At 72.2% G+C, this 18,968-nt stretch carries 19 protein-coding genes and 1 riboswitch; of the genes, 10 read left to right on the top strand and 9 right to left on the bottom strand.

What is annotated here, in order from left to right; translation table 11 throughout:
* Positions 1-94: 94 nt before the first annotated feature.
* A complete protein-coding gene (gene cofD, locus P5G46_RS07630) occupies positions 95-1,060 on the top strand; it encodes a 2-phospho-L-lactate transferase (RefSeq protein WP_408905387.1) in 966 nt (321 codons plus the stop codon).
* A 1-nt stretch (position 1,061) separates the two neighbouring features.
* Here cofD and cofC read toward each other — a convergent pair whose 3' ends face one another.
* From cofC to cofG, 4 genes are all read right to left on the bottom strand, one after another.
* Positions 1,062-1,700: a 2-phospho-L-lactate guanylyltransferase gene (gene cofC / locus P5G46_RS07625; protein ID WP_239275651.1), complete on the bottom strand. Its 639-nt coding sequence runs from the start codon at positions 1,698-1,700 to the stop codon at positions 1,062-1,064.
* Between the two features lie 193 nt (positions 1,701-1,893).
* A complete protein-coding gene (gene fgd, locus P5G46_RS07620) occupies positions 1,894-2,904 on the bottom strand; it encodes a glucose-6-phosphate dehydrogenase (coenzyme-F420) (RefSeq protein ID WP_375095102.1) in 1,011 nt (336 codons plus the stop codon).
* 40 nt (positions 2,905-2,944) lie between these two features.
* The gene (locus tag P5G46_RS07615) at positions 2,945-4,408 is read right to left on the bottom strand and encodes a flavin-containing monooxygenase (RefSeq protein ID WP_408905386.1); all 1,464 of its coding nucleotides are present in this window, start codon (positions 4,406-4,408) and stop codon (positions 2,945-2,947) included.
* The gene (cofG, locus tag P5G46_RS07610) at positions 4,405-6,750 is read right to left on the bottom strand and encodes a 7,8-didemethyl-8-hydroxy-5-deazariboflavin synthase CofG (RefSeq protein WP_408905385.1); all 2,346 of its coding nucleotides are present in this window, start codon (positions 6,748-6,750) and stop codon (positions 4,405-4,407) included. Before cofG ends, P5G46_RS07615 begins: the two co-directional genes overlap by 4 nt.
* A 140-nt stretch (positions 6,751-6,890) precedes the next feature.
* Here cofG and P5G46_RS07605 point away from each other — a divergent pair, with 140 nt between their 5' ends.
* A complete protein-coding gene (locus tag P5G46_RS07605; RefSeq protein ID WP_239275659.1) occupies positions 6,891-7,280 on the top strand; it encodes a hypothetical protein in 390 nt (129 codons plus the stop codon).
* A gap of 27 nt (positions 7,281-7,307) precedes the next feature.
* On the opposite strand, the gene P5G46_RS07600 is transcribed toward P5G46_RS07605, so the two are convergent.
* Together P5G46_RS07600 and P5G46_RS07595 are read right to left on the bottom strand one after the other, a co-directional pair.
* Positions 7,308-8,126, bottom strand: coding sequence for an ABC transporter permease (locus tag P5G46_RS07600; protein WP_408905384.1), 819 nt, complete (start codon positions 8,124-8,126; stop codon positions 7,308-7,310).
* Entirely contained in the window at positions 8,123-9,361 is a 1,239-nt protein-coding gene (locus P5G46_RS07595) for an ABC transporter ATP-binding protein (RefSeq protein ID WP_408905383.1), read from the bottom strand. The genes P5G46_RS07600 and P5G46_RS07595 overlap by 4 nt, the downstream gene beginning before the upstream one ends.
* 87 nt (positions 9,362-9,448) lie before the next feature.
* Here P5G46_RS07595 and P5G46_RS07590 point away from each other — a divergent pair, with 87 nt between their 5' ends.
* The 8 genes from P5G46_RS07590 to P5G46_RS07555 all read left to right on the top strand — a co-directional run bounded on the left by P5G46_RS07590 (position 9,449) and on the right by P5G46_RS07555 (position 16,013).
* Positions 9,449-10,513: an enoyl-CoA hydratase/isomerase family protein gene (locus P5G46_RS07590; protein WP_408905382.1), complete on the top strand. Its 1,065-nt coding sequence runs from the start codon at positions 9,449-9,451 to the stop codon at positions 10,511-10,513.
* A gap of 7 nt (positions 10,514-10,520) precedes the next feature.
* Entirely contained in the window at positions 10,521-11,402 is an 882-nt protein-coding gene (locus P5G46_RS07585; protein ID WP_408905381.1) for an LssY C-terminal domain-containing protein, read from the top strand.
* Positions 11,399-11,920 carry a hypothetical protein gene (locus tag P5G46_RS07580; protein WP_408905380.1) on the top strand — a complete coding sequence of 174 codons (522 nt, stop codon included), beginning with the start codon at positions 11,399-11,401 and terminating at the stop codon, positions 11,918-11,920. Before P5G46_RS07585 ends, P5G46_RS07580 begins: the two co-directional genes overlap by 4 nt.
* Positions 11,921-12,103: 183 nt before the next feature.
* Complete coding sequence (locus tag P5G46_RS07575; RefSeq protein ID WP_408905379.1) at positions 12,104-13,027, top strand: DnaJ domain-containing protein; 924 nt, start codon at positions 12,104-12,106, stop codon at positions 13,025-13,027.
* Positions 13,028-13,140: 113 nt separating this feature from the next.
* Positions 13,141-13,965 carry a DUF4397 domain-containing protein gene (locus tag P5G46_RS07570; protein WP_239275671.1) on the top strand — a complete coding sequence of 275 codons (825 nt, stop codon included), beginning with the start codon at positions 13,141-13,143 and terminating at the stop codon, positions 13,963-13,965.
* A gap of 68 nt (positions 13,966-14,033) precedes the next feature.
* The gene (locus P5G46_RS07565; RefSeq protein ID WP_239275673.1) at positions 14,034-14,663 is read left to right on the top strand and encodes a class F sortase; all 630 of its coding nucleotides are present in this window, start codon (positions 14,034-14,036) and stop codon (positions 14,661-14,663) included.
* On the top strand, positions 14,660-15,238 hold the full coding sequence (locus P5G46_RS07560; protein WP_239275675.1) for an RNA polymerase sigma factor: 579 nt from the start codon (positions 14,660-14,662) through the stop codon (positions 15,236-15,238). The genes P5G46_RS07565 and P5G46_RS07560 overlap by 4 nt, the downstream gene beginning before the upstream one ends.
* Complete coding sequence (locus P5G46_RS07555) at positions 15,225-16,013, top strand: anti-sigma factor (protein ID WP_239275676.1); 789 nt, start codon at positions 15,225-15,227, stop codon at positions 16,011-16,013. Before P5G46_RS07560 ends, P5G46_RS07555 begins: the two co-directional genes overlap by 14 nt.
* Positions 16,014-16,028: 15 nt before the next feature.
* Here the strand turns inward: P5G46_RS07555 and thiD are convergent, their stop codons facing one another.
* The 3 genes from thiD to thiM all read right to left on the bottom strand — a co-directional run bounded on the left by thiD (position 16,029) and on the right by thiM (position 18,879).
* Positions 16,029-17,462 carry a bifunctional hydroxymethylpyrimidine kinase/phosphomethylpyrimidine kinase gene (gene thiD, locus P5G46_RS07550; RefSeq protein ID WP_239275679.1) on the bottom strand — a complete coding sequence of 478 codons (1,434 nt, stop codon included), beginning with the start codon at positions 17,460-17,462 and terminating at the stop codon, positions 16,029-16,031.
* On the bottom strand, positions 17,459-18,100 hold the full coding sequence (gene thiE, locus P5G46_RS07545; RefSeq protein WP_239275681.1) for a thiamine phosphate synthase: 642 nt from the start codon (positions 18,098-18,100) through the stop codon (positions 17,459-17,461). The genes thiD and thiE overlap by 4 nt, the downstream gene beginning before the upstream one ends.
* Positions 18,097-18,879 carry a hydroxyethylthiazole kinase gene (thiM, locus tag P5G46_RS07540; RefSeq protein ID WP_408905378.1) on the bottom strand — a complete coding sequence of 261 codons (783 nt, stop codon included), beginning with the start codon at positions 18,877-18,879 and terminating at the stop codon, positions 18,097-18,099. The genes thiE and thiM overlap by 4 nt, the downstream gene beginning before the upstream one ends.
* Positions 18,871-18,962: riboswitch (TPP riboswitch) on the bottom strand. (Overlaps the previous gene by 9 nt.)
* Positions 18,963-18,968 lie beyond the last annotated feature (6 nt).

Here is an 18,968-nt window from a genome sequence, read left to right as displayed (position 1 = left end):
GCGCATAAACGGCGTGTGCACGTGTTTCCGCGCGCCGATCGCGTTTATGCCCGTGGGCCCGCGGCCCCGTCAGCGCGGGTGGAAGACTGGACGGATGCCAAACCCTCAGACCCGCGTCGTCGTGCTCGCCGGCGGTGTCGGCGGATCGAAGTTCACCCTCGGTGTCCGTGCCGCCCTGCGGCGGCTCGGGGCGCCCGAGGCGACCGTCGTGGTCAACACCGGCGACGACCTGTGGCTCTCGGGCGTGCGGCTGCAGCCCGACGTCGACTCGATCACCTACGCCCTCGCCGGGGTCAACGACACCGTGCGCGGGTGGGGCCGCGCGGGCGACACCGAGCGCGTGAACGAGGAACTGCAGGCGTGGGGTGCGGGCTGGCCGTGGTTCACGCTCGGCGACCTCGACCTCGGCACCCACCTCGCGCGCACGGGGTGGCTGCGCGAGGGCCTCACTCCGACCGAGGTCCTCGGTCGGATGGCGGAGCGCTGGCCGCTTGGCATCCGGCTGCTCCCGATGACCGACAGCGAAGTCGACACGCACGTGCACGTCGAGGACGGACGGCGTCTGCACTTCCAGGAGTGGTGGACCCGTTACCGAGCCGCCCTGGTCCCGACGCGGTTCGAGAACCCCGGGATCCTGGATGCCACGCCCGCCCCCGGCGTCGTCGAGGCGATCGCGCGGGCCGACGTGGTGCTGCTCGCCCCGTCGAACCCGGTCGTCTCGATCGGTCCGATCCTTGCGGTTCCCGGCGTCCGGGAGGCGCTGCGGTCGACGGCGGCGCGGGTGGTCGGTGTGTCGCCGATCATCGGGGGCCGGGTCGTCCGCGGCATGGCCGATGTGTGCCTGACGGCGATCGGCGTCGAGACCTCGGCCGCCGCCGTCGCCCGGCACTACGGCGCGCGATCGGCCGACGGCGTGCTCGACGCGTGGTTGCTTGCGGAGGAGGATGCCGCTGCGGCATCCGAGGTGCAGGCGGCGGGGATCCGCGTCCTCGTCGCGCCGCTGTGGATGCGCGACGAGGACGCGTCGGCGGCGATCGCTGAGGCGGCGCTGGGGGCGTAGGTCAGGCCGCCGCAGCCGCCAGCACCGCCGCGGTCCGCGGCCCCACGCCGAGGGCTACGGCCTCGGCGAGCTGCGCGGCGGTGTCGACGTCGCGCCGCAACGTCGACCCCCGTGACACCGCGAGGTCGGTGCACCCCAGGAGACGGTGGCGGGCCGCGGAGTCGGCGCCGAAGGCCGACACCCACACCGCGCCTGGTCGGGCGGTGACGAGGGTGGAGCCGGTGCCTTCGGCATCCGGGACGAGGCCCCGTTCGACCTGACCGGCCAGTTCGAGCGCGGCGTCGAGGTCGTGGGGCGTCAGGGCCGGGACGTCCCCCAGCAGCGCCGCCCGGGGCGCCCCCTGCCCGGCAGATACCGTGCCAAGCGCGATCGCGGCATCCAGGCCCCGGACGTCGCCCTCCGCGATCACGTCGACCGCCGGCCACTGTGACACCAGGGCCGACACCTCGGCGTCGTCGGTCACGACGAGCACGTGCGAGACGCGGGGGGTGGCCGCGGCGGCCGCGATCGTATCGAGCGCAATGGCGCGGGCAAGGGCCTCGCGGTCGGTGCCCGCGGCGGTCAGCCGCGTCTTGCCGAGCGCGGCGGGCTTCACCGGCACGACGACGGTCCAGCCGTCGCGGATCTCAGAAGTGCTCATCGCCTCCATTGTGTGCCGGATTCTGGACATTTCCGGCTGGGGGTAGCGGTGCGCCCGTGAATCGTGCTGCGGCGGCGGCTCTGGCGAGGCGAGATGACCCGCGATCGCCGAGATGACGGACCATTCGTGCGAATCAGGGGGCCGCTCGCGAATCGCGGGTTATCTGGCGCCCCCGCGGCGCGGCGCCCCCACCTCAGGCGAACCGCGCCCGCAGCCGCGGCAGGATCTCCGCGCCGTACATCCGGAGGAACTCCTCCTGGTCGTGGCCGGGGTCGTGGAACACGAGGTGACGGAAACCGAGGTCGACGTAGTGGGCGATGCGCTCGACGTGCTCGTCGGGGTCGGTCGAGACGATGAACCGGGATGCCGCCCGCTCGATGGGGAGTTCGTCAGCGAGGCGCTGCATCTCGAGCGGGTCGTGGACGCTCATCTTCTCTTCGGCCGAGAGGGCCAGGGGCGCCCAGAAGCGGGTCTTCTCGAGCGCGGTGTCGTGGTCGGGGTGGTACGAGACCTTGACCTCCATGAGCGTGTCGATGTCGTCGCGGGTGCGCCCCTCCTTAGCGAGGCCTTCGTCGAGGGCGGGCAGCAGCTTCCCGGTGTAGAGCTCGGGGTCCTTGCCGCTGGTGGTGATGTAGCCCTCGGCGATGCGGCCCGCGAGCCGTGTCGCCGCGGGGCCCGAGGCGCCGATGTAGATCGGCACCTTCTGCTCGGGGCGGTCGTAGATGGTGGCATCCTTCACCGAGTAGTAGGTGCCCTCGAACGTGACCCGGTCTTCGGTCCACAGCTTGTCGATGAGGGTGATCGCCTCTTTCAAGCGCTGGAAGCGCTCGGGCGGCTCGGGCCACTCCAGGCCGAGGGTCACTTCGTTGAGCGCCTCGCCGGTCCCGACGCCGAGAGCGACGCGGCCGGGGAACATCACGCCGAGCGTCGCGAACACCTGCGCGATGACGCCGGGGTGGTACCGGAACGTGGGGGTGAGCACCGAGGTGCCGAGCATGACGCGCTCGGTGCGCGCGCCGAGCGCGCCCAGCCACGGGAGGGCGTTGGGCGCGTGCCCGCCCTCGTGCCGCCACGGCTGCAGGTGGTCGGAGAGGAAGACCGAGTCGAAGCCCATCTCCTCGGCGAGCACACCGAAGTCGAGCAGCTCGTTCGGCCCGAACTGCTCGCTCGAGGCCTTGTATCCGAATCTCAGCGGAACGCTCATGACTCTCCTCCTTCGTGACCCGCGCGCGCGGGGCGATGCGTCAGCCGCGCACGGGGCTGTGCACGGGTTCGAACTCCGAACCGTCGGTACCGGTCAGTCTCTCGTGGAACGCCTGCACGGTGCCGGGCCACAGCAGGGTCAGCCGCCCCGACCTCTCGTCGACGTACCAGTTGCGGCATCCGCCGGTCATCCAGGGGGTGGATGCCGCGGCGGCGGCGATCTCTTCGGTGTAGGCCGCCTCTGCCTCGGGGCGGACGCGCAGCACGCGATCGGCGCGACGGTCGCGCTCGGCGAGAGCGCGGACGACGTACGCCGCCTGCTCCTCCATCATCAGCACCGCCGAGTTGTGGCCGAGGCTCGCGTTGGGGCCGTTGAGCACGAAGAGGTTCGGGAACCCCGCGACCACGGTCGAACCGAACGAGGTCATGCCCGTGCTCCAGTGCTCGGCGAGCGTTCCGTCTTCTCCGCGCACGAGGTCGGCGTACGGCTGTTGCGTCGAGGCGAAGCCCGTCGCCAGCACGAGCACGTCGGCCTGGTGCTGCCGACCGCTCGCGGCGGTGAGCGTCGCCCCGTCGACGCGGTCGAGCGCGGTGGGTTCGAGCGTGACCCGGTCGGATGCCACGGCGGGGTAGAACGCGTCCGAGAGCAGCACGCGCTTGCACCCGAAGGCGTAGTCGGGGGTGAGCGCGGCGCGCAGGGCCGGGTCGGCGACGTGGGCGTGCAGGTGGGCGAGGGCGGCGTCACGGGCGGCCGCGGAGGCCGCGGGGTCGCCGGAGCGCGAGGCGAACCGCGCCTCGCCCTCCGCGTAGAGCTGGGCGCGCAGACGCGCGAGGGCGCCCGGGTTCTGAGCGAGGCGTTCGCGCTCGGCCTCGGGGATCTCGCCGCCGCCGCGCGGCACGATCCAGGCGGGCGTCCGCTGGAACAGTGTGACGTGGGCGGCGCGCTGGGCGAGTTCGGGCACGAGCTGCACGGCGCTCGCCCCCGTCCCGACGACCGCGACCCGCTTCCCGGTGAGGTCGACGTCGTGATCCCACCGCGCGGAATGGAACAGAGGCCCCGGGAAGGACTCCAGGCCCGGGATGACGGGGACGTGCGGTTCGGTCAGCCGTCCGCACGCGAGGACGAGCGAGCGTGCGCGGAGGGTCTCGGCGCCGGTATCGATGGTCCACACTGAGGTCTCGGCATCCCACTCCGCTCCCATGAGCGGCGTGTGCAGCCGGAGGCGGTCGCTGACGCCCGCCGCCACCTCCCGCAGGTACTGCTGGATCTCGTGGCCCTCGGCGAAGGTCTGCGACCAGCCCGCGTGCGGATGCGCGGCGTAGCTGTACAGGTGCGCGGGCACGTCGCACGCGACGCCCGGGTAGGTGTTGTCGCGCCACGTGCCACCGACGTCGCCGGCCCGCTCGATGATCACGATGTCGTCGCGGCCCGCGCGGCGGAGAGCGCCGGCCATGCCGAGTCCCGCGAAGCCCGCGCCCACGACGACGACGTCCACGACGCTCACGCGGGTGCTCCGGCGGCGGTGGGCGCGACCGGCGAAACGCCGTAGTCGGTCGTCCGCAGACGGAACGGTCGCATCAGGCTGCGCGCGAGGCGCTCGGCGTCCGTGACCGGCAGCTCGAGGCCCTGCTCGATCCCGGTGTCGGGCAGCACCCGTCCGTCGTAGAGCGTCCCGCCGAGGTCGTCACCGCCGGAGCGCAGCAGCACGGCGGCGGTCTCGCGACCCACGCGGGTCCACGGGATCTGCACGTGCGCGATCGAGCCCGACAGCAGCAGCCGCGACACGGCGACCATCGCGCGGTGCTCGTCGAGCGGGGAGCGCCCCGGGACCAGCGGAACGTCGCCGCCGGGCAGCGGGATGGGCACGAACTCGGCGAAACCGCGCGTCTCGGACTGGATGCCGCGCAACAGCCGCAGGTGAGCGATGCGCTCTTCCGCAGTCTCGACGTGCCCGTAGAACAGCACCGAGGTGGACCGGAACCCCGCGCGGTGCGCCGCCGTGATGCCCTCGATCCAGCGGTCGATCTCGAGGTCGCCGGGCGCGACGAGCCCGCGCACGCGCTCGCTCAGCACCTTGACGCCGGTGCCCGGCACCGTGTCGACGCCCGCGTCGCGCATCGCCGCGAGCGCACCGTCGAGCCCGAGCCCGCCGCGGTCGGCGAGGTCGCGCACGTCGAGCGGACGATAGGCATGGACATGGATGCCGGGAGCCCCGCGCTTCACGGCCTGCACGAGGTCGAGATACCCGGTGGGGTCTTCGTCGGCGGAAAGCGCACCCTGGATGCAGATCTCGGTGGCACCGAGGTCGGCGGCATCCGCGGCGATCGCCTCGGCATCCGCGAGGTCGAACTCGCCGGCACCGCTGCGGCCCGCGCGGCGGAACCCGGTCGAGGTGAGGTTGCGGTTGCGGACGAGGGTCACCGGCTCGCCGACGGTGTAGCGGCGTGCGTCGTCGGCGGTGGCGGTGAGAGCGTCGAGCTCGGCGCCCGTCGCCTGCAGCAGCCGCGTCCAATCGGCGTCGTCGAGCGCGAGCGGGTCGGCGGCCGCCGTCTCGGCGAGGCGGAGCACGCCGGGGTCGACGGTCCTGGCGCTGGCGCTCACGGCACGGGGGATCACATCGGCCGCGAGGCCCGTGGCATCCGCCAGTCCCCGCACCGGGGCGTGCAGCGCAGGGTCGATCCAGGTCGTCGCGTCGCGCACGTACTCGGGGTGGGCGGTGAGGCGCTCGCGGAGCGCGAACCCGTGGGCCGCCGTCTGCGCGGCGAGGTCGTCGATGTGCGGCCACGGGCGCTCGGGGTTCACGTGATCGGCCGTGAGCGGCGAGACCCCGCCCCAGTCATCGATCCCCGCGCCGATCAGCAGCCCGAGTTCGCGCGGGTCGGAGAGGTTCGGCGGCACCTGGATCCGCATGTCGGGCCCGAACACGAGCCTCGCGACGGCGACCGTCGCGAGGTACTCGTGCATATCGGCATCCGGGGCCCCCTGCATCGCGGTGCGGGGCTTCGCACGGAAGTTCTGCACGATGACCTCTTGCACGTGGCCGTGACGATCGTCGAGGTCGCGCAGGGCGACGAGCGATTCGGCCCGATCGCGCACCGTCTCGCCGATGCCGACGAGGATGCCGGTCGTGAACGGGATGCCGGCGGCCCCCGCATCGTCGATGACGCGCAGGCGCAGGTCGGGGTCTTTGTCGGGGGAGCCGAAGTGCACCTGGCCGGGCTCTTCGTACAGGCGGCGCGAGGTGGTCTCGAGCATCATGCCCATCGACGGCGACACCGGACGCAGCGTCGCGAGCTCATCGGGGTGCATGACACCGGGATTGGCGTGCACGAGCATGCCCGTCTCGGCGGTGATGAGGCGCGCGATGTGTGCGACGTAGTCGATCGTCGAGGCGAAGCCGTGCTCATCGAGCCACGCGCGCGCTTCGGGCCAACGCTCTTCAGGGCGGTCGCCGAGGGTCAGCAGCGCCTCTTTGCAACCGAGCGCCTGCCCCTGTCGGACCACCGTGAGCACCTGCTCGGGGCTCATGTACGCGGGCTTGCGCAGGAGCGCGAGCTGGCCGGGGGTGTCGACGAAGATGCAGTAGTGGCAGCGGTCGCGACACAGCGTCGTCAGCGGGACGAACACCTTGCGCGAGTAGGTGATGACGTGCGGCCGGCCGGCGTGCTTCAGCCCCTCATCGCGAAGGAGGGCGGCGGCGCGGGACAGCGCATCGAGCGGGGCGTGGAGCAGCCGCTCGGTCTCGTCGACGTCGGGCCGGTGCCCGTCGCGCACCCGCGCGAGGAGGTCGTCGATCGAGACGCCCCGGGCCGGTGCGGCCTGCGGCGCAGCGCTGCCCGTACTCATCGCTCCAGGCTATCCCTCCGCCCCGACATCGGGGCCGCGCGGCGGGGGCCCGGCCGCGAGGCGGCACCCGCCGCGGATCGTTGCGCTCTCGTGAGGCGCCGGGGCCGACGGCATCCGCCTCCGCTGGCAGGATGGATGCCATGGTGACCCTGCTGCTCGATCAGACGCAGCTCGAGGTCGTGCTCTCGCCGACCGAGCGTGCCCTGTCGTTCCGCAAGCGCAACATCGTGGTGCCGCGCTCCACGATCGACCGCGTGCAGCTCACGGACGACGCGTGGACCTGGCTGCGCGGCGTCCCCAACCCCGGCACCAACCTTCCCGTCGCCGTCGCGGCCGGCACGTGGAAGTCGGCGGGAGGCAACGACTTCGTCATCATCCGCCGCCGCAAGTCCAGCGTCGTCATCGACCTCCGCGGCCACGACGAATTCGAACGCCTCGTCCTGACCACCAAGCACGGCGTGGCGTTGCTGAAGGCGCTGCGCCTCGAGGTGGCATCCGAGCCCGAGGACGTCGCCGACCTGGTCTCCTGACCCGCCCGCGCCCCCGCCGCCCGGACGTCAGTCGACGTCGCGGCGCCAGGTCGTGACGAGGCCGACCGCCACCAGCACCACGGCGTAGCCGAGCAGCACGAGGCCCCCGAGCCACCACTCGAGCTGCTCGGAGCCGCCGGCGCCCACGGCACCGAAGATCGTCTGCCCCACGAGCGCGTCGCTCGCGGCGCTGGGGAACCACCGCGCCACCGCGTCGAGGCCGTCGACGACACCGGCGATGGTCCGCACGATCGGCTCGATGAACAGGGTCACCGCCAGCACGATGACGATCGCCGCCACCTGATTGCGGACGACGGTCCCGACGCCGATGCCCACGACGGTCCACAGCGCGAAGGCGAGCAGCATGCGCCCCACGAGCACCCACGTGTCGGACGAGCCGAGCTGCGTGTCGAGCCCGAACACCGCGAACACCCCCGCTCCCGCGCCGATCGCGGCGAACGAGCCGACCACGCCGTACAGCAGTCCCACGAGGATCCCGACGACGAACTTCCCGACGAGCACGACACCGCGCCGCGGCGTCGCCAGGAACGTGGGGGTCAGGGTCTTGTGCCGGAACTCCGTCGTGACCATGAGCGTCCCCGCCAGGAGCGGGAAGACGTATCCGACGGCGCTCGCCGAGCTGTAGACCAGCGGCGCCAGATCGTCGGCGGGCGGCGTCGGGCCCTGCGCCCCCGGGAGCGCCCCGGATGCCACGCCCCCGAACGCGAGCGCGAGCACTCCCGCCGTGAAACCGACGTAGACGACGAGCACGATGCCCAGCACCCACCAGCCGGCGGTGCTGAACTGCTTCGTGTACTCGGACCGAGTGGATGCCACCAGGCTCATCGCGACACCTCCGCGTCGTCGTTGCGAGCCCCGGTGGCGGGAACGATGTCGATCACGCCGGTCGAGGCCACGGCGTACGAGGGGCGCGGACCGGGATCGGGCTCCGTCGGATAGGGTTCCGTCGGATCGGGTTCCGTCGGATCGGGTTCCGTCGGATCGGGTTCCGCCGGGGGAGCGGCGTCGCGCGCGGCGGGAACGACCGGCACGAGGTCGGTCGACGGCGCGGGCGCAGCCGTAGCCGCAATCGCAGCCGCGGGCGCGGCGGGCGCGGTGCTGCTCGGCTCTGGCGTCGGGGGCGTGGCATCCATCGCCGCGATGGGGCCGGCTGCGCTCGCGTGCGTCCGGACGCCGCTGACGAGTTCGAGGAAGATGTCCTCGAGGCTGGCGCCCTTGCTTTGCAGGTGCGAGAGCGCGACGCCGGCGCCGGCCGCCACCGCCCCGATCTCCACCGGCTCGTGATGCCGAATGGTGAAGCCGTTGCGCAGCAGCTGATACTCGATGCCGCGCTCGTCGAGCAGACGCGACAGGGCCTCGCGGTCCGGCGAGTCGACGACGGTGGAGTACTCATCGGGGTCGGCGAGATCCTCGGTGCCGCCCTGGAACACCAGGCGGCCCCGCGAGATGATCAGCAGCGCGTCGACCGTCTGCTGGACCTCGGCGAGCAGGTGCGACGAGATGAGCACCGTTCGTCCTTCTTCGGCGAGGTGGCGCAAGAGGGAACGCATCCAGCGGATGCCTTCGGGGTCGAGTCCGTTCGATGGCTCGTCGAGCACGAGCACGCCCGGGTCGCCCAGCAGCGCGGTGGCCAGTCCGAGGCGTTGGCGCATGCCGAGCGAGTAGCCCCCCACGCGTCGTCCGGCGACGTCGGCGAGACCCACGAGCCCCAGCACCTCGTCGATGCGTGAGAGCGGCAGGCGCGCCGCGCGGGCGTAGGCCTTGAGATGGTTCGCGGCCGATCGGCCCGGGTGGAAGCTGGATGCCTCGAGCGCGGCGCCGACGGTCTGCAGGGGGCGCTCGATCTCGGCGTAACGGCGGCCGCCGATGGTCGCCGAACCGGAGGTGGGCCGCACGAGTCCGAGGAGCATGCGCAAGGACGTGGTCTTGCCCGCGCCGTTCGGGCCGAGGAAGCCGGTCACCAGGCCCGGCTCCACGCGCGCGGTCAACCCGTCGACGGCCGACACCGCGCCGAAGCGCTTGGTCAGCCCGGAGAATTCCAGCACCTGTCCCTGGGGCATCGAGGACCTCTCGTTCGGCGGGCGTTCTCCCCATCCTCCCCGATCCGAGGCCGAAAACACATCTCGCGCTCTGTGTAACGTGGCAGCGTGAACGCACAGCGATCCGACGACGACGAGGTCTTGGCGCGAGCCTGGCGCGGCGTGGGTCATCTGACCCTGAACCGCCCCCGTGCGATCAACGCCGTCGACGTGGGCATGATCCGCCGCATCGCCATCGCGCTCGACCGGTGGGAGCACGACTCCGACGTCGACCTGGTGCTGCTCGACGGTGCCGGTGACCGGGGTTTCTGCGCCGGGGGCGACGTACGCGCGCTCTACGAGTCCGTGGTCGCCGGTCGCACCGACGAGGTGCACACGTTCTTCCTCGAGGAGTACGCGCTGAACCACCGCATCGCCACCTACCCGAAGCCGATCGTCGCGATCGCCGACGGCGTGACGATGGGCGGCGGCATCGGACTCGCCGGGCACGCGCGTATCCGTATCGTGACCGAGCGGTCGCAGCTGGCGATGCCCGAGACGCGCATCGGCTTCACGCCCGACGTGGGCGGGTCGTGGCTCCTCGGGCGCGCCCCCGGCCGGGTGGGCGAGTACCTAGGGCTCACCGGAGCGACCATGGATGCCGCGGACGCGCTGTACGCCGGCTTCGCCGACCACCTCGTGCCGGTCGCCCACCTCTCGGCTCTGGAGGAGGCGTTGCAGTACCGCGCCGATCCGTCGAGCCCCACCGAGCTCGTACTGCTGTTCGACGAGAGCCCGGAACGGTCGAACCTCGAGACGTGGCGTCTGTGGATCGACGATGCCTTCTCGGCCGACGACCTCGACGGCATCCTGCACCGCCTCCGCCAGCGCTGGGAGCCCGAGGCGCACGCCACCGCTGATCTGCTGGAGGCGTCGGCCCCGACCGCCGTGACCGTCACGCTGGAGGCGGTGCGTCGGGCGCGGGCGCTGCCGTCGCTGCGCGCCGCCCTCGCGCAGGAGTACGGTCTGGTCATGTGGTTCGCCACCACCCAGCCCGACCTCGCCGAGGGGATCCGGGCGCAGCTCGTCGACAAGGACCGCTCGCCGTCCTGGTCGCCCGCGCACCGCGCCGATCTGCCTCCCGGACGTGTCGCCGAGGCATTCGCCTACGAGCCGAGCCCCGCACTGTGGTGACCGTGGAATGAACGGGCGCAGGACGCGGCGGTGGTCGGTCGGGCGGCTGCTCGACGGGTTCTTCTTCGTCTTCGCGGGTCTCGCGGCCGTGTGGCTCGCGTACCTCAGTTTCACCCAGACCTTCACCATCGGGTGGGGTGGCATCCTCATGGCGATCGTGTTCTGGGGGCTCCTGGCGTACCTCGTCCTGCCGCGGCTGCATCGCATCCTGACCGCGATCTACGTCCCCGACTACTTCATGGGGCGCACGCGGACGTCCGACGGGTTGCTCGGCGACCCGGTGAACCTCGCCTTTCAGGGCGAGCGCGCGCAGATCGAGGCCGTGATGGCCGCGGCGGGGTGGATCCGCGCCGACCCCGTGAGCCTGGCCTCGTCGTGGCGCATCGTGGCCTCGACGCTCCGCCGACGCAGCTACCCCACGGCACCGGTCAGCCCGCTGTTCCTGTTCGGCCGCATGCAGGACCTCGCGTACCAGCAGGAGGTTGCCGGGTCGCCCGCGCAGCGGCACCACGTGCGACTGTGGCGCTGTCCCGACGGGTGGCTGCTCCCGGGCGGGCGCAGGGTGGACTGGCTGGCCGCGGGCACGTTCGACCGCGCCGTCGGCCTCTCGCTGTTCACGCTGCAGGTGACGCACCGCATCGACGCCGACACCGACATCGAGAGGGACCACATCGTCGCCACCGTGCAGACCGTGCCCGGGGTGGCCCTCGATGTCATCCGCGACTTCTCCACCGGCTATCACTCGCGCAACGGCGGCGGCGACACCATCTCCACCGACGGCGACCTGCCGATCCTCGACGCGCGCGGCGTCGACCCGCTGACGCTCCTCCCTGCGACGGGACAGAGGGATGCCGTCGGCCCCCGCGGCCCGGGGGAGGTGCGGCCGTGACCGAGAAGCATCCCCGCAAGAGGGCGGCGTTCGAACCCCTCGCCGCGCCGGTCGCGCACGACCCCGCGATGCGCCGCCCTGCTGCCACCGTCGCGGGCGGAGTGCTCGTGCTGCTGCGCGCGGCGGCGGGCATCGTGTGGGGCCTCACCGTCGCGTTCGAGCTGCCGCCGTGGGTGCAGGCGGTCGCCGGCGCCGCCGACGGATCCGGGGCCGAGCCGACCCTGACCCTCTCGGACCTCGGCCTGAGCGCGGGGGTGTTCTTCGGCATCCTGGGCGTGATCACGGTGATCCAGGCGGTGTTCGGCATCCTGCTGCTGCGGGGAAGCAACGTCGCCCGCGTCCTGGTGATGCTCGTGTCGACGGTCTCGATCGTGAGCGCGTTCGTGGGCTGGTGGGAGCTCGGGCAGGAGATCACGGTCGGCACGACCCTCGTCACGGTGAGCCTCGACATCCTCGTGCTCCTCGCCCTTTCGAGCCGGGATGCCGCCGCCTACGCCCGTCGCAACGAGCGACGCTGACGTCGGTCCGTCCGCACGGCTCCTGCAGAACCGATGCGCCGGCATCTTGCGACGGGGGCCGCCCGCACATCTGCCGGAGTTGTGCCGCCGTCAGCGAAACCTCGGGCGCATCCCGGGCGTTGCCCAGACGGCGGCGGATAGCCTGGATGTCGCCGCGCCCGAGCGGCAGAACGGATGACGGACGTGTTCGACAGCCCCATGTCGCTCTCGGCATACGAGGTGCTCCGCGTCGACGTCGATATCGACGACGAAGGTCTGCGGCGCGCCTATCGCGTGCGGCTGCGTGAGACGCACCCCGACACCGGCGGGGATGCCGCGCTGTTCGTGCAGGTGCAACGCGCGTGGGAGCTGGTGGGCACGCCCGAAGCGCGCGCGGCGTACGACCGTGGCCGAGGGGACGCCGCATCCGAGTGGAGCGGCGGGGGCGCGGCATCCACCCCGTCCCGTCCGGACACCCGTCCGCGGGCGCGCGCCTACGGGCAGCCCGGCGGGTGGCGGCGGGAGAGGTACCTGTCGCTCATCCGCGAGTGGGTGGGGCGCGGCGTCGACATCACCGACCCGTACGACCCGGCGCTGGTGCGCTCGGCACCGCCCGAGATCCGGCACATCCTCGCCGACGCGCTCGCCGAGGAGGAGACCGCGCGGCTGGTGGCCGACCTCGGCATGGGCTACACGGTGTGGCACGACGTATTCGCGGATCGCGACGGCGTCGACCCCGAGCAGAAGGTCGACCATCTCGTGCTCGGGCCGAGCGGCCTGTACGCGATGCTGAGCGAGGACTTCGGCGGACCGGTCGGCGTGCGCCGCGGCGAGATCAGCGGACCGAACGTCATCGGGGCACCCGTGACGCAGTTGGTCTCCCGGGCCCGCGTCATCGCGCGCGCCGCGGGTGTGCGGTTCAGCGGGGCGATGGTCGTCCTTCCCGACGACGCGATCCTCGATGCCGTGACCGAACTCGGCAAAGTACGCGGCACCCCGGTGGCGCTCGTCACCCGCAGCGCCCTCACGACGCTGCTGCGCCGTGGCATCCCGGGCGCCCGAGAGGTCGGCGGGACCGAGCTGTTCGACATCCGCACCCGCCTGCAGCAGCGCGTCCGTCACGTCTGACGCTCGTCCTCGCCCTGGACCCGAAAATTCTGGTGCGGGTGCATCCGCGACACGGTCTCCGGCGGAACAACTCCACAACGGGCGGACCACCGCCCCCCGCCAAGGAGGAAATCGTGCGTAAGACTCTCACTGCCGGGATCGCCACCGGCCTCGTGCTGGCAGCCGGTGTCGCCCTGCCCGCTCATGCCATTTCGTCATCGAGTGCAGACCTGTCGGTCCTGCACGCGATCCCCGGTCTGACCGTCGACGTCTACGTCGATGGCGCCCTCACCCTCGATGACTTCACCCCGGGAACCCTCGCGGGCCCGCTCGATGTGCCCGCCGGCGAGCACGTCGTCGCGATCACCGCGGCCGACGCGGCCGACGACAGCGCACCGGTTCTCGGCCCCGTCACCCTCAACCTGGCCGCCAACTCCAGCTACACCGCCGTGGCGAACCTGGACGCTTCGGGGAATCCCACGCTCAACAACTTCACCAATGACATCAGCGCGACGAAGGCGGGCGAAGGCCGCTTGACGGTCCGCCACACGGCGGCCGCTCCCGCCGTCGACGTGCTGGCGGGTGGTTCGCCCGTCGTCGAAGGGCTGGAGAACCCCAATGAGGCGACGCTCAACCTCCCCGCCGGCACCGTGTCCGCGGCCGTCGCGCTCGCCGGAACCACCGATCCGGTCCTCGGGCCGACGGACGTCACCATCAAGGACGGCACCCTGACCGTCGTCTACGCGTGGGGCAGTGCCGAAGACGGCAACCTCGCCCTCGCGGTGCAGGAGATCACGACCGCGCACTCGAACCCGGGCGGGGTCCCCTCCGGAACCGCGGGCTACGCCGCGCAGCAGGATGCCACGAACCAGGCCCTCTGGGTGACCGGTCTCGCGCTCGTGCTGGCCGGCGGCGTCGCCGCGACGGTGATGGTGCGCCGCCGCCGCGTCCAGTCCTAACTGTCCGGTCGCGGGGTGCGTCTCCCAGCGCGCCCCGCGGCCGGCGCCCGTCCCTTCAGGTGAGCTCCGTGAAACGTCTCTTTCCCGCTGTCCTGGCCGTCCTGCTCCTCGCCGGATGCTCGTCGCCGGCTCCGCCCGCCGCCTCTCCCGCGGCCGAGGTGTCGTCGACTCCTTCGTCGACGCCGGTTCCCCGGCCGACGGCGACGGTGGAGGTGCCCCGCTCGGCGGCCACGCCAGCGCCTGCGGCATCCGACCCTCCTGCCCGAGTGTCCATCGAGGCCCTGGGGATCAGTGTTCCCATCGTGCCCGTCGGCGTCGACGACGTCGGCTTCATGGAGATCCCCGAGGACCCCGCGATCGGCGGGTGGTATCGCTTCGGTCCCGAGCCCGGCACGGGAAGCGGCAACACCGTCATCGCGGCGCACATCGATTCGCCCGACTACCCGATCGGCCCCTTCGCGTCGTTGCGCGACGCGCCCGCCGGTGCCGAGGTGCGGGTGGTGTCCGAAGCGGGTGTGGAATCCCGGTGGTCCGTGCAGACCGTGACCTACTACGCCAAGACCGACCTCGACACGGATGCCCTCTTCGCCCGGACCGGACCGGCCGCGCTCGTCCTCGTGACCTGCGGGGGCGAGTTCGACGCCTCCACCGGCAGCTACCGCGATAACGTCGTCCTGGTCGCGACGCCGATGTCATGACCGGGGGCGAGCTCATGGGTGAGGAGTCGGCTCGGGCCGAATCGGCCCTCGACGCGCGCTTCCGCGCCGGAGACGAGAGTGCGCTGGGGGAGATCTACCGTCGCTGGTCGCCGGTGGTGTACACCTTCGCGCTGCGCTCGTTGGGGGATCGCGCCGACGCCGAGGACGTGACCCAGAAGACGTTCGTGTCCGCGTGGACGTCGCGCGCGACGTTCGATTCGTCCAAGGCGCAGTTGTCCACGTGGTTGATCGCGATCGCCAAACGCCGCATCGCCGACACGCACGAAGCGCGAGCGCGTATCCGCGCGCTGCACGAGCAACTGCAGCGCACCGCTGCGGCCGATGAGATCCCTGGGCCGGAGATCGACCTGAGTGAGACCATCCTCCTGGCGCGCGAGCTTGAATGCCTCGAGCCGGACGCCCGACGCGTCATGCGCCTCGCCTTCTTCGACGACCTCACTCACCAGGAGATCTCGGACCGTCTGCACATGCCCCTGGGAACCGTGAAGAGTCATATACGTCGCAGTCTGCTCCGCATGAAAGCCCGTCTGGAGGTGAGCCATGTCGCATCTTGAACCGGAGATCCTCGCTCTCATGGCGATGGGCGAGTCGGTGGCGTCGGCCGAAGACCGCGCCCATATCGAAGACTGCCCGGGATGCCGGAGCGAGCTCTCGCTCCTCCGGCATGCGGTCACCGTCGGACGCGCGACCATCGACGTCGGCGAGCTGGAGACACCGGATGCCGCCGTCTGGTCGCGTATCGCCGACGAACTGCGTCTGAGCGACGAGGCGCGAGCGGTCGTGGCGCCTCCCGCGGTGGGCGTGCCGGGATCTGCCCCGCCGCGGGACACCCTGTCGACCCCCGTGGTGGACACGGCGACGCGCCGGTCGAGGCGTCCTTCGACGCGCCGGCGATCCGCTTCCCGTGCGTCCTGGGTGTTGGCGGCATCCCTCGCGCTGCTGGTCGGTTTGGGCGTGGGTTCGTGGGCCCTCGTGCGTCAGCTCGCCCCCACGCCCATCGCGCAAGCCGCCTTGGAGGCGTTGCCCGACCACCCCGGTGCCAGTGGATCGGCGGTCGTCGACCGGGACCGTGAGGGAAGCGACACCGTGACCGTCACGCTGGACGCCCCGAACGACCCGAACGGCTACCACGAGGTGTGGCTCATCACCGCCGACGCGTCGGCGCTGGTCAGCCTGGGCGTGCTCGCCGGCAGCGAGGGAACCTTCACGATCCCCGCGGGCGTCGATCTGAACGAGTACCGGCTCGTGGACATCTCGGACGAGCCGGTCGACGGTGATCCGACCCACTCGGGCGACTCGATCGTGCGCGGACAGCTCGCCTTCGGCTGACGGCGGAGGGAATGTTCAGGCGCTCAGCGGCGCCTCGAAGAACGCCAGCTCCCGCTGCATCGACCGGGCGTACGCGGCTGACATCAGGGAGCGGACGGTGGGGGATGCCGCTCGGGCGGCGGCATCCGCGATCCGGGACGCCTCGGTCGATGACGCCGCGAACACCTCGTCGCCGTACGCCGTGAGCCAGTCGGCGTACGCGTGGTCGGGGGCGAAGGTGCCGCGCCAGCGGGCGCCGATGTCGGTGTACAGCACGAAGCACGGCAGCACGGCCGCGACCAGCACCGCGTAGGAGCCGCTCGCCGACACGGCGTGCAGGTGGTCGGTGTAGGCGGTGGTATCCGCCGCGGGTTCGAGGCCGGTGGCATCCACGTGGCTCTCGTGCAGGCGTGCTTCCTCGGCGAGGCACGACGCCGACGCGGACGCCCAGAAGCGCTGTTCCTCGGTCGAGGGCGCGAGCGCCGCCGCGCGGGCGAGGACGCGGGCGTACTCGCGCAGATAGAGCAGGTCCTGCCCGAGGTACCAGGTGAACGCCGCACGATCGAGATCGCCGGATGCCAGCCCTCGCACGAAGGCGCAATCGTCGACGTCGGCGCGCACCGGCGCCGCCTCGGTCCACGCGGCGGAGCTCCACGAGGAGCCGAGATCGAGGTGCGGCCGCAGCTCGTGGAAGTGGTCGATGGGGCCGTTGCCGCGCCCCACGTGGAGTCCGGAGGCGTGTTCGAGAGCGCCGGTGAGCCACGGCTTCGCGCGCTCCAGCGCAGCGGACCAGTCCAGACCGTGCGCCGCGAGCGTCGCCATGGCGGACGAGAGCGAGCAGCCCGTGCCGTGCGTGTGCGGGGTGTCGACCCGGCGGCCGGGCACCGGGTGGATGCCGGTCGCGTCGACGATGGCATCCGGACTGTCCGCGCTCCGCAGGTGGCCGCCCTTGAGCAGGATCGCGGCGTCGGTGCGGGTCGCGAGGCTTCGTGCCTGCCGGAGCGCGGTGTCCCAATCCGTCGCGACGGGTTCGTCCACCAGGACCGCGAGCTCGGGCAGATTCGGGGTCACGAGGTCGGCGAGTCGACACAGATCGCGGACGGCCGCCTCGGCGTCGGCGTCGAGCAGCCGATCACCGCTCGTCGCGATCATCACGGGATCGAGCACGACGACCGGCGGCCGCACCTCGGCGAGCCACGCGGAGACGACCGCGACGACCTCGGCCGAACCCAGCATCCCGATCTTCACCGCGTCGATGACGACGTCGTCGCTGACCGCCCGGAGCTGCGCCCTGAGGAACTCGGTCGGCGGCACGTGCACCTCGCGCACGCCGCGGGTGTTCTGCGCGACGAGCGCGGTCACGGCGGCCATCCCGAATCCGCCGAACGCCGAGATGCTCTTGAGGTCGGCCTGGATGCCGGCACCCCCGGTCGGGTCCGTTCCGGCGATGCTCAGGACGCGGGGGATCATGACCACGCCTCGCGTAGCGCGCGGCTCGCCGCGGCGGGGTCGTCGGCACCGCTCACCGCTGAGACGACGGCCACGCCCGCGGCCCCGGCTCGCCGGAGCGCGGCGATGTCGTCCAGCCCGATCCCTCCGATCGCGACGCACGGCAGGACAGTGGATGCCACGAGCGCGGCGAAACCGTGCACGCCGAGGGGTTTCGGGTGGTCGGGTTTGGTCGAGGTGGCCCGGATGACGCCGACACCGAGGTAGTCGAGCGTGCCCGGGGGCAGCGCGTCGGCCGCTGCGAAGTGCTCGGGGGTGTTCGCCGTCCATCCGATGAGCGACTTCGTACCCAGCAGGCGACGGGCGGAGGCGACGGGGAGATCGCTCTGGCCGAGGTGCACCCCGTCGACGCGCACGCCCGCGTCGCGGGCCGCGAGGGCGATGTCGACGCGGTCGTCGATGACGAACGCCGCTCGGCCGGCGATCACATCGGCGAGAGCGGTCGCCCGATCGAACAGCGCACGTCCGCTCGCGGTCTTGTCGCGGAACTGGATGACGCCGACGCCGGCTCCGGCCGCCGCATCGACGACCTCGACCACACGCGCGAACGGCAGGCGGTGGTCGGTGACGAGGTGCAGCGACAGGTCGATGGTGTTCACGCCGTGACCCGCCCGTCGAGCTCGGCGGGCTCGAGGGTCGCGAGGGCGTCGAGGAATGCCACCGCGAAGGACCCGGGTCCTCTCGAGGCCACCTCGGCCCGCTCGGATGCCACGGCCCAGATCGCGCTCGCCGTCGTCGCGGCGGTGAAGCCGTCGGTCACCGCGAGCAGTCCCGCCATCGCGGCGCCCAGGGCGCAGCCGCCGCCGGTGACCTTGGTCAGCAGGGCGCTGCCGCCGGGAACGAGCGCGGTGCGTTCGGCATCCACGATGAGGTCGACCGGACCCGATACCGCGACCGTCCCGCCCGTGCGGACGGCGAGGGATCGGGCGGCCTCCCGCGCGGCCTCGGGGGAGTCTGTGGAGTCGACCCCGCGACCGCCGGCGCCCGCCCCGGCGAGGGCGAGGATCTCCGACGCGTTGCCGCGCACGATCGTCGGTCGTGACGCGAGCAGCTCGTGGGCCAGCGCCGTGCGGACGGGCAGGGCGCCCACCGCGACCGGGTCGAGCACCCACGGCGTCCCGACGGCGACGGCTTCGCGCGCGGCGTCGCGCTGCTCGGCGGTCGGGGTGCCGAGGTTCACCAGCACGCCCCCGGCGATCCCGGCGAACAGGCCCGCCTCGCCGGGGATGTCGCACATCGCGGGTGAGGAGCCGAGCGCCAGGAGCGCATTGGCGGTGAAGTTCGTCACCACCGTGTTGGTGATGCACTGCACGAGCGGCGGGGTCGCCCTCAGCTCGGCCAGGGCGGTGGACGGAGACGACGACGTGCGAACGACCATTCGCGACATCCCTTCGCTAGTACGAACTAGATCAGGTTCGACGGGTGTGTTCTCAGCCCCAGAGGGCACCCCGTGTCACTGCGGGCGAC

The sequence above is a fragment of the Microbacterium mcarthurae genome (genome assembly GCF_046064585.1).
GTDB classification, from domain to species: Bacteria; Actinomycetota; Actinomycetes; order Actinomycetales; family Microbacteriaceae; genus Microbacterium; species Microbacterium mcarthurae.
Note: the sequence above shows the minus strand (reverse complement) of the source record. Positions and strands in the feature narration are given on the sequence as shown.

What these genes read in the sequence shown, in the direction of transcription:
- cofC (WP_239275651.1), bottom strand. Translation starts at nt 1,700, where the DNA reads ATGAGCACTTCTGAGATCCGCGACGGCTGGACCGTCGTCGTGCCGGTG.
- P5G46_RS07585 (WP_408905381.1), top strand. Translation starts at nt 10,521, where the DNA reads ATGAACGGGCGCAGGACGCGGCGGTGGTCGGTCGGGCGGCTGCTCGAC.
- P5G46_RS07605 (WP_239275659.1), top strand. Translation starts at nt 6,891, where the DNA reads ATGGTGACCCTGCTGCTCGATCAGACGCAGCTCGAGGTCGTGCTCTCG.
- P5G46_RS07600 (WP_408905384.1), bottom strand. Translation starts at nt 8,126, where the DNA reads ATGAGCCTGGTGGCATCCACTCGGTCCGAGTACACGAAGCAGTTCAGC.
- fgd (WP_375095102.1), bottom strand. Translation starts at nt 2,904, where the DNA reads ATGAGCGTTCCGCTGAGATTCGGATACAAGGCCTCGAGCGAGCAGTTC.
- cofD (WP_408905387.1), top strand. Translation starts at nt 95, where the DNA reads ATGCCAAACCCTCAGACCCGCGTCGTCGTGCTCGCCGGCGGTGTCGGC.
- thiM (WP_408905378.1), bottom strand. Translation starts at nt 18,879, where the DNA reads ATGGTCGTTCGCACGTCGTCGTCTCCGTCCACCGCCCTGGCCGAGCTG.
- P5G46_RS07560 (WP_239275675.1), top strand. Translation starts at nt 14,660, where the DNA reads ATGACCGGGGGCGAGCTCATGGGTGAGGAGTCGGCTCGGGCCGAATCG.
- cofG (WP_408905385.1), bottom strand. Translation starts at nt 6,750, where the DNA reads ATGAGTACGGGCAGCGCTGCGCCGCAGGCCGCACCGGCCCGGGGCGTC.
- P5G46_RS07555 (WP_239275676.1), top strand. Translation starts at nt 15,225, where the DNA reads ATGTCGCATCTTGAACCGGAGATCCTCGCTCTCATGGCGATGGGCGAG.
- thiD (WP_239275679.1), bottom strand. Translation starts at nt 17,462, where the DNA reads ATGATCCCCCGCGTCCTGAGCATCGCCGGAACGGACCCGACCGGGGGT.
- P5G46_RS07595 (WP_408905383.1), bottom strand. Translation starts at nt 9,361, where the DNA reads ATGCCCCAGGGACAGGTGCTGGAATTCTCCGGGCTGACCAAGCGCTTC.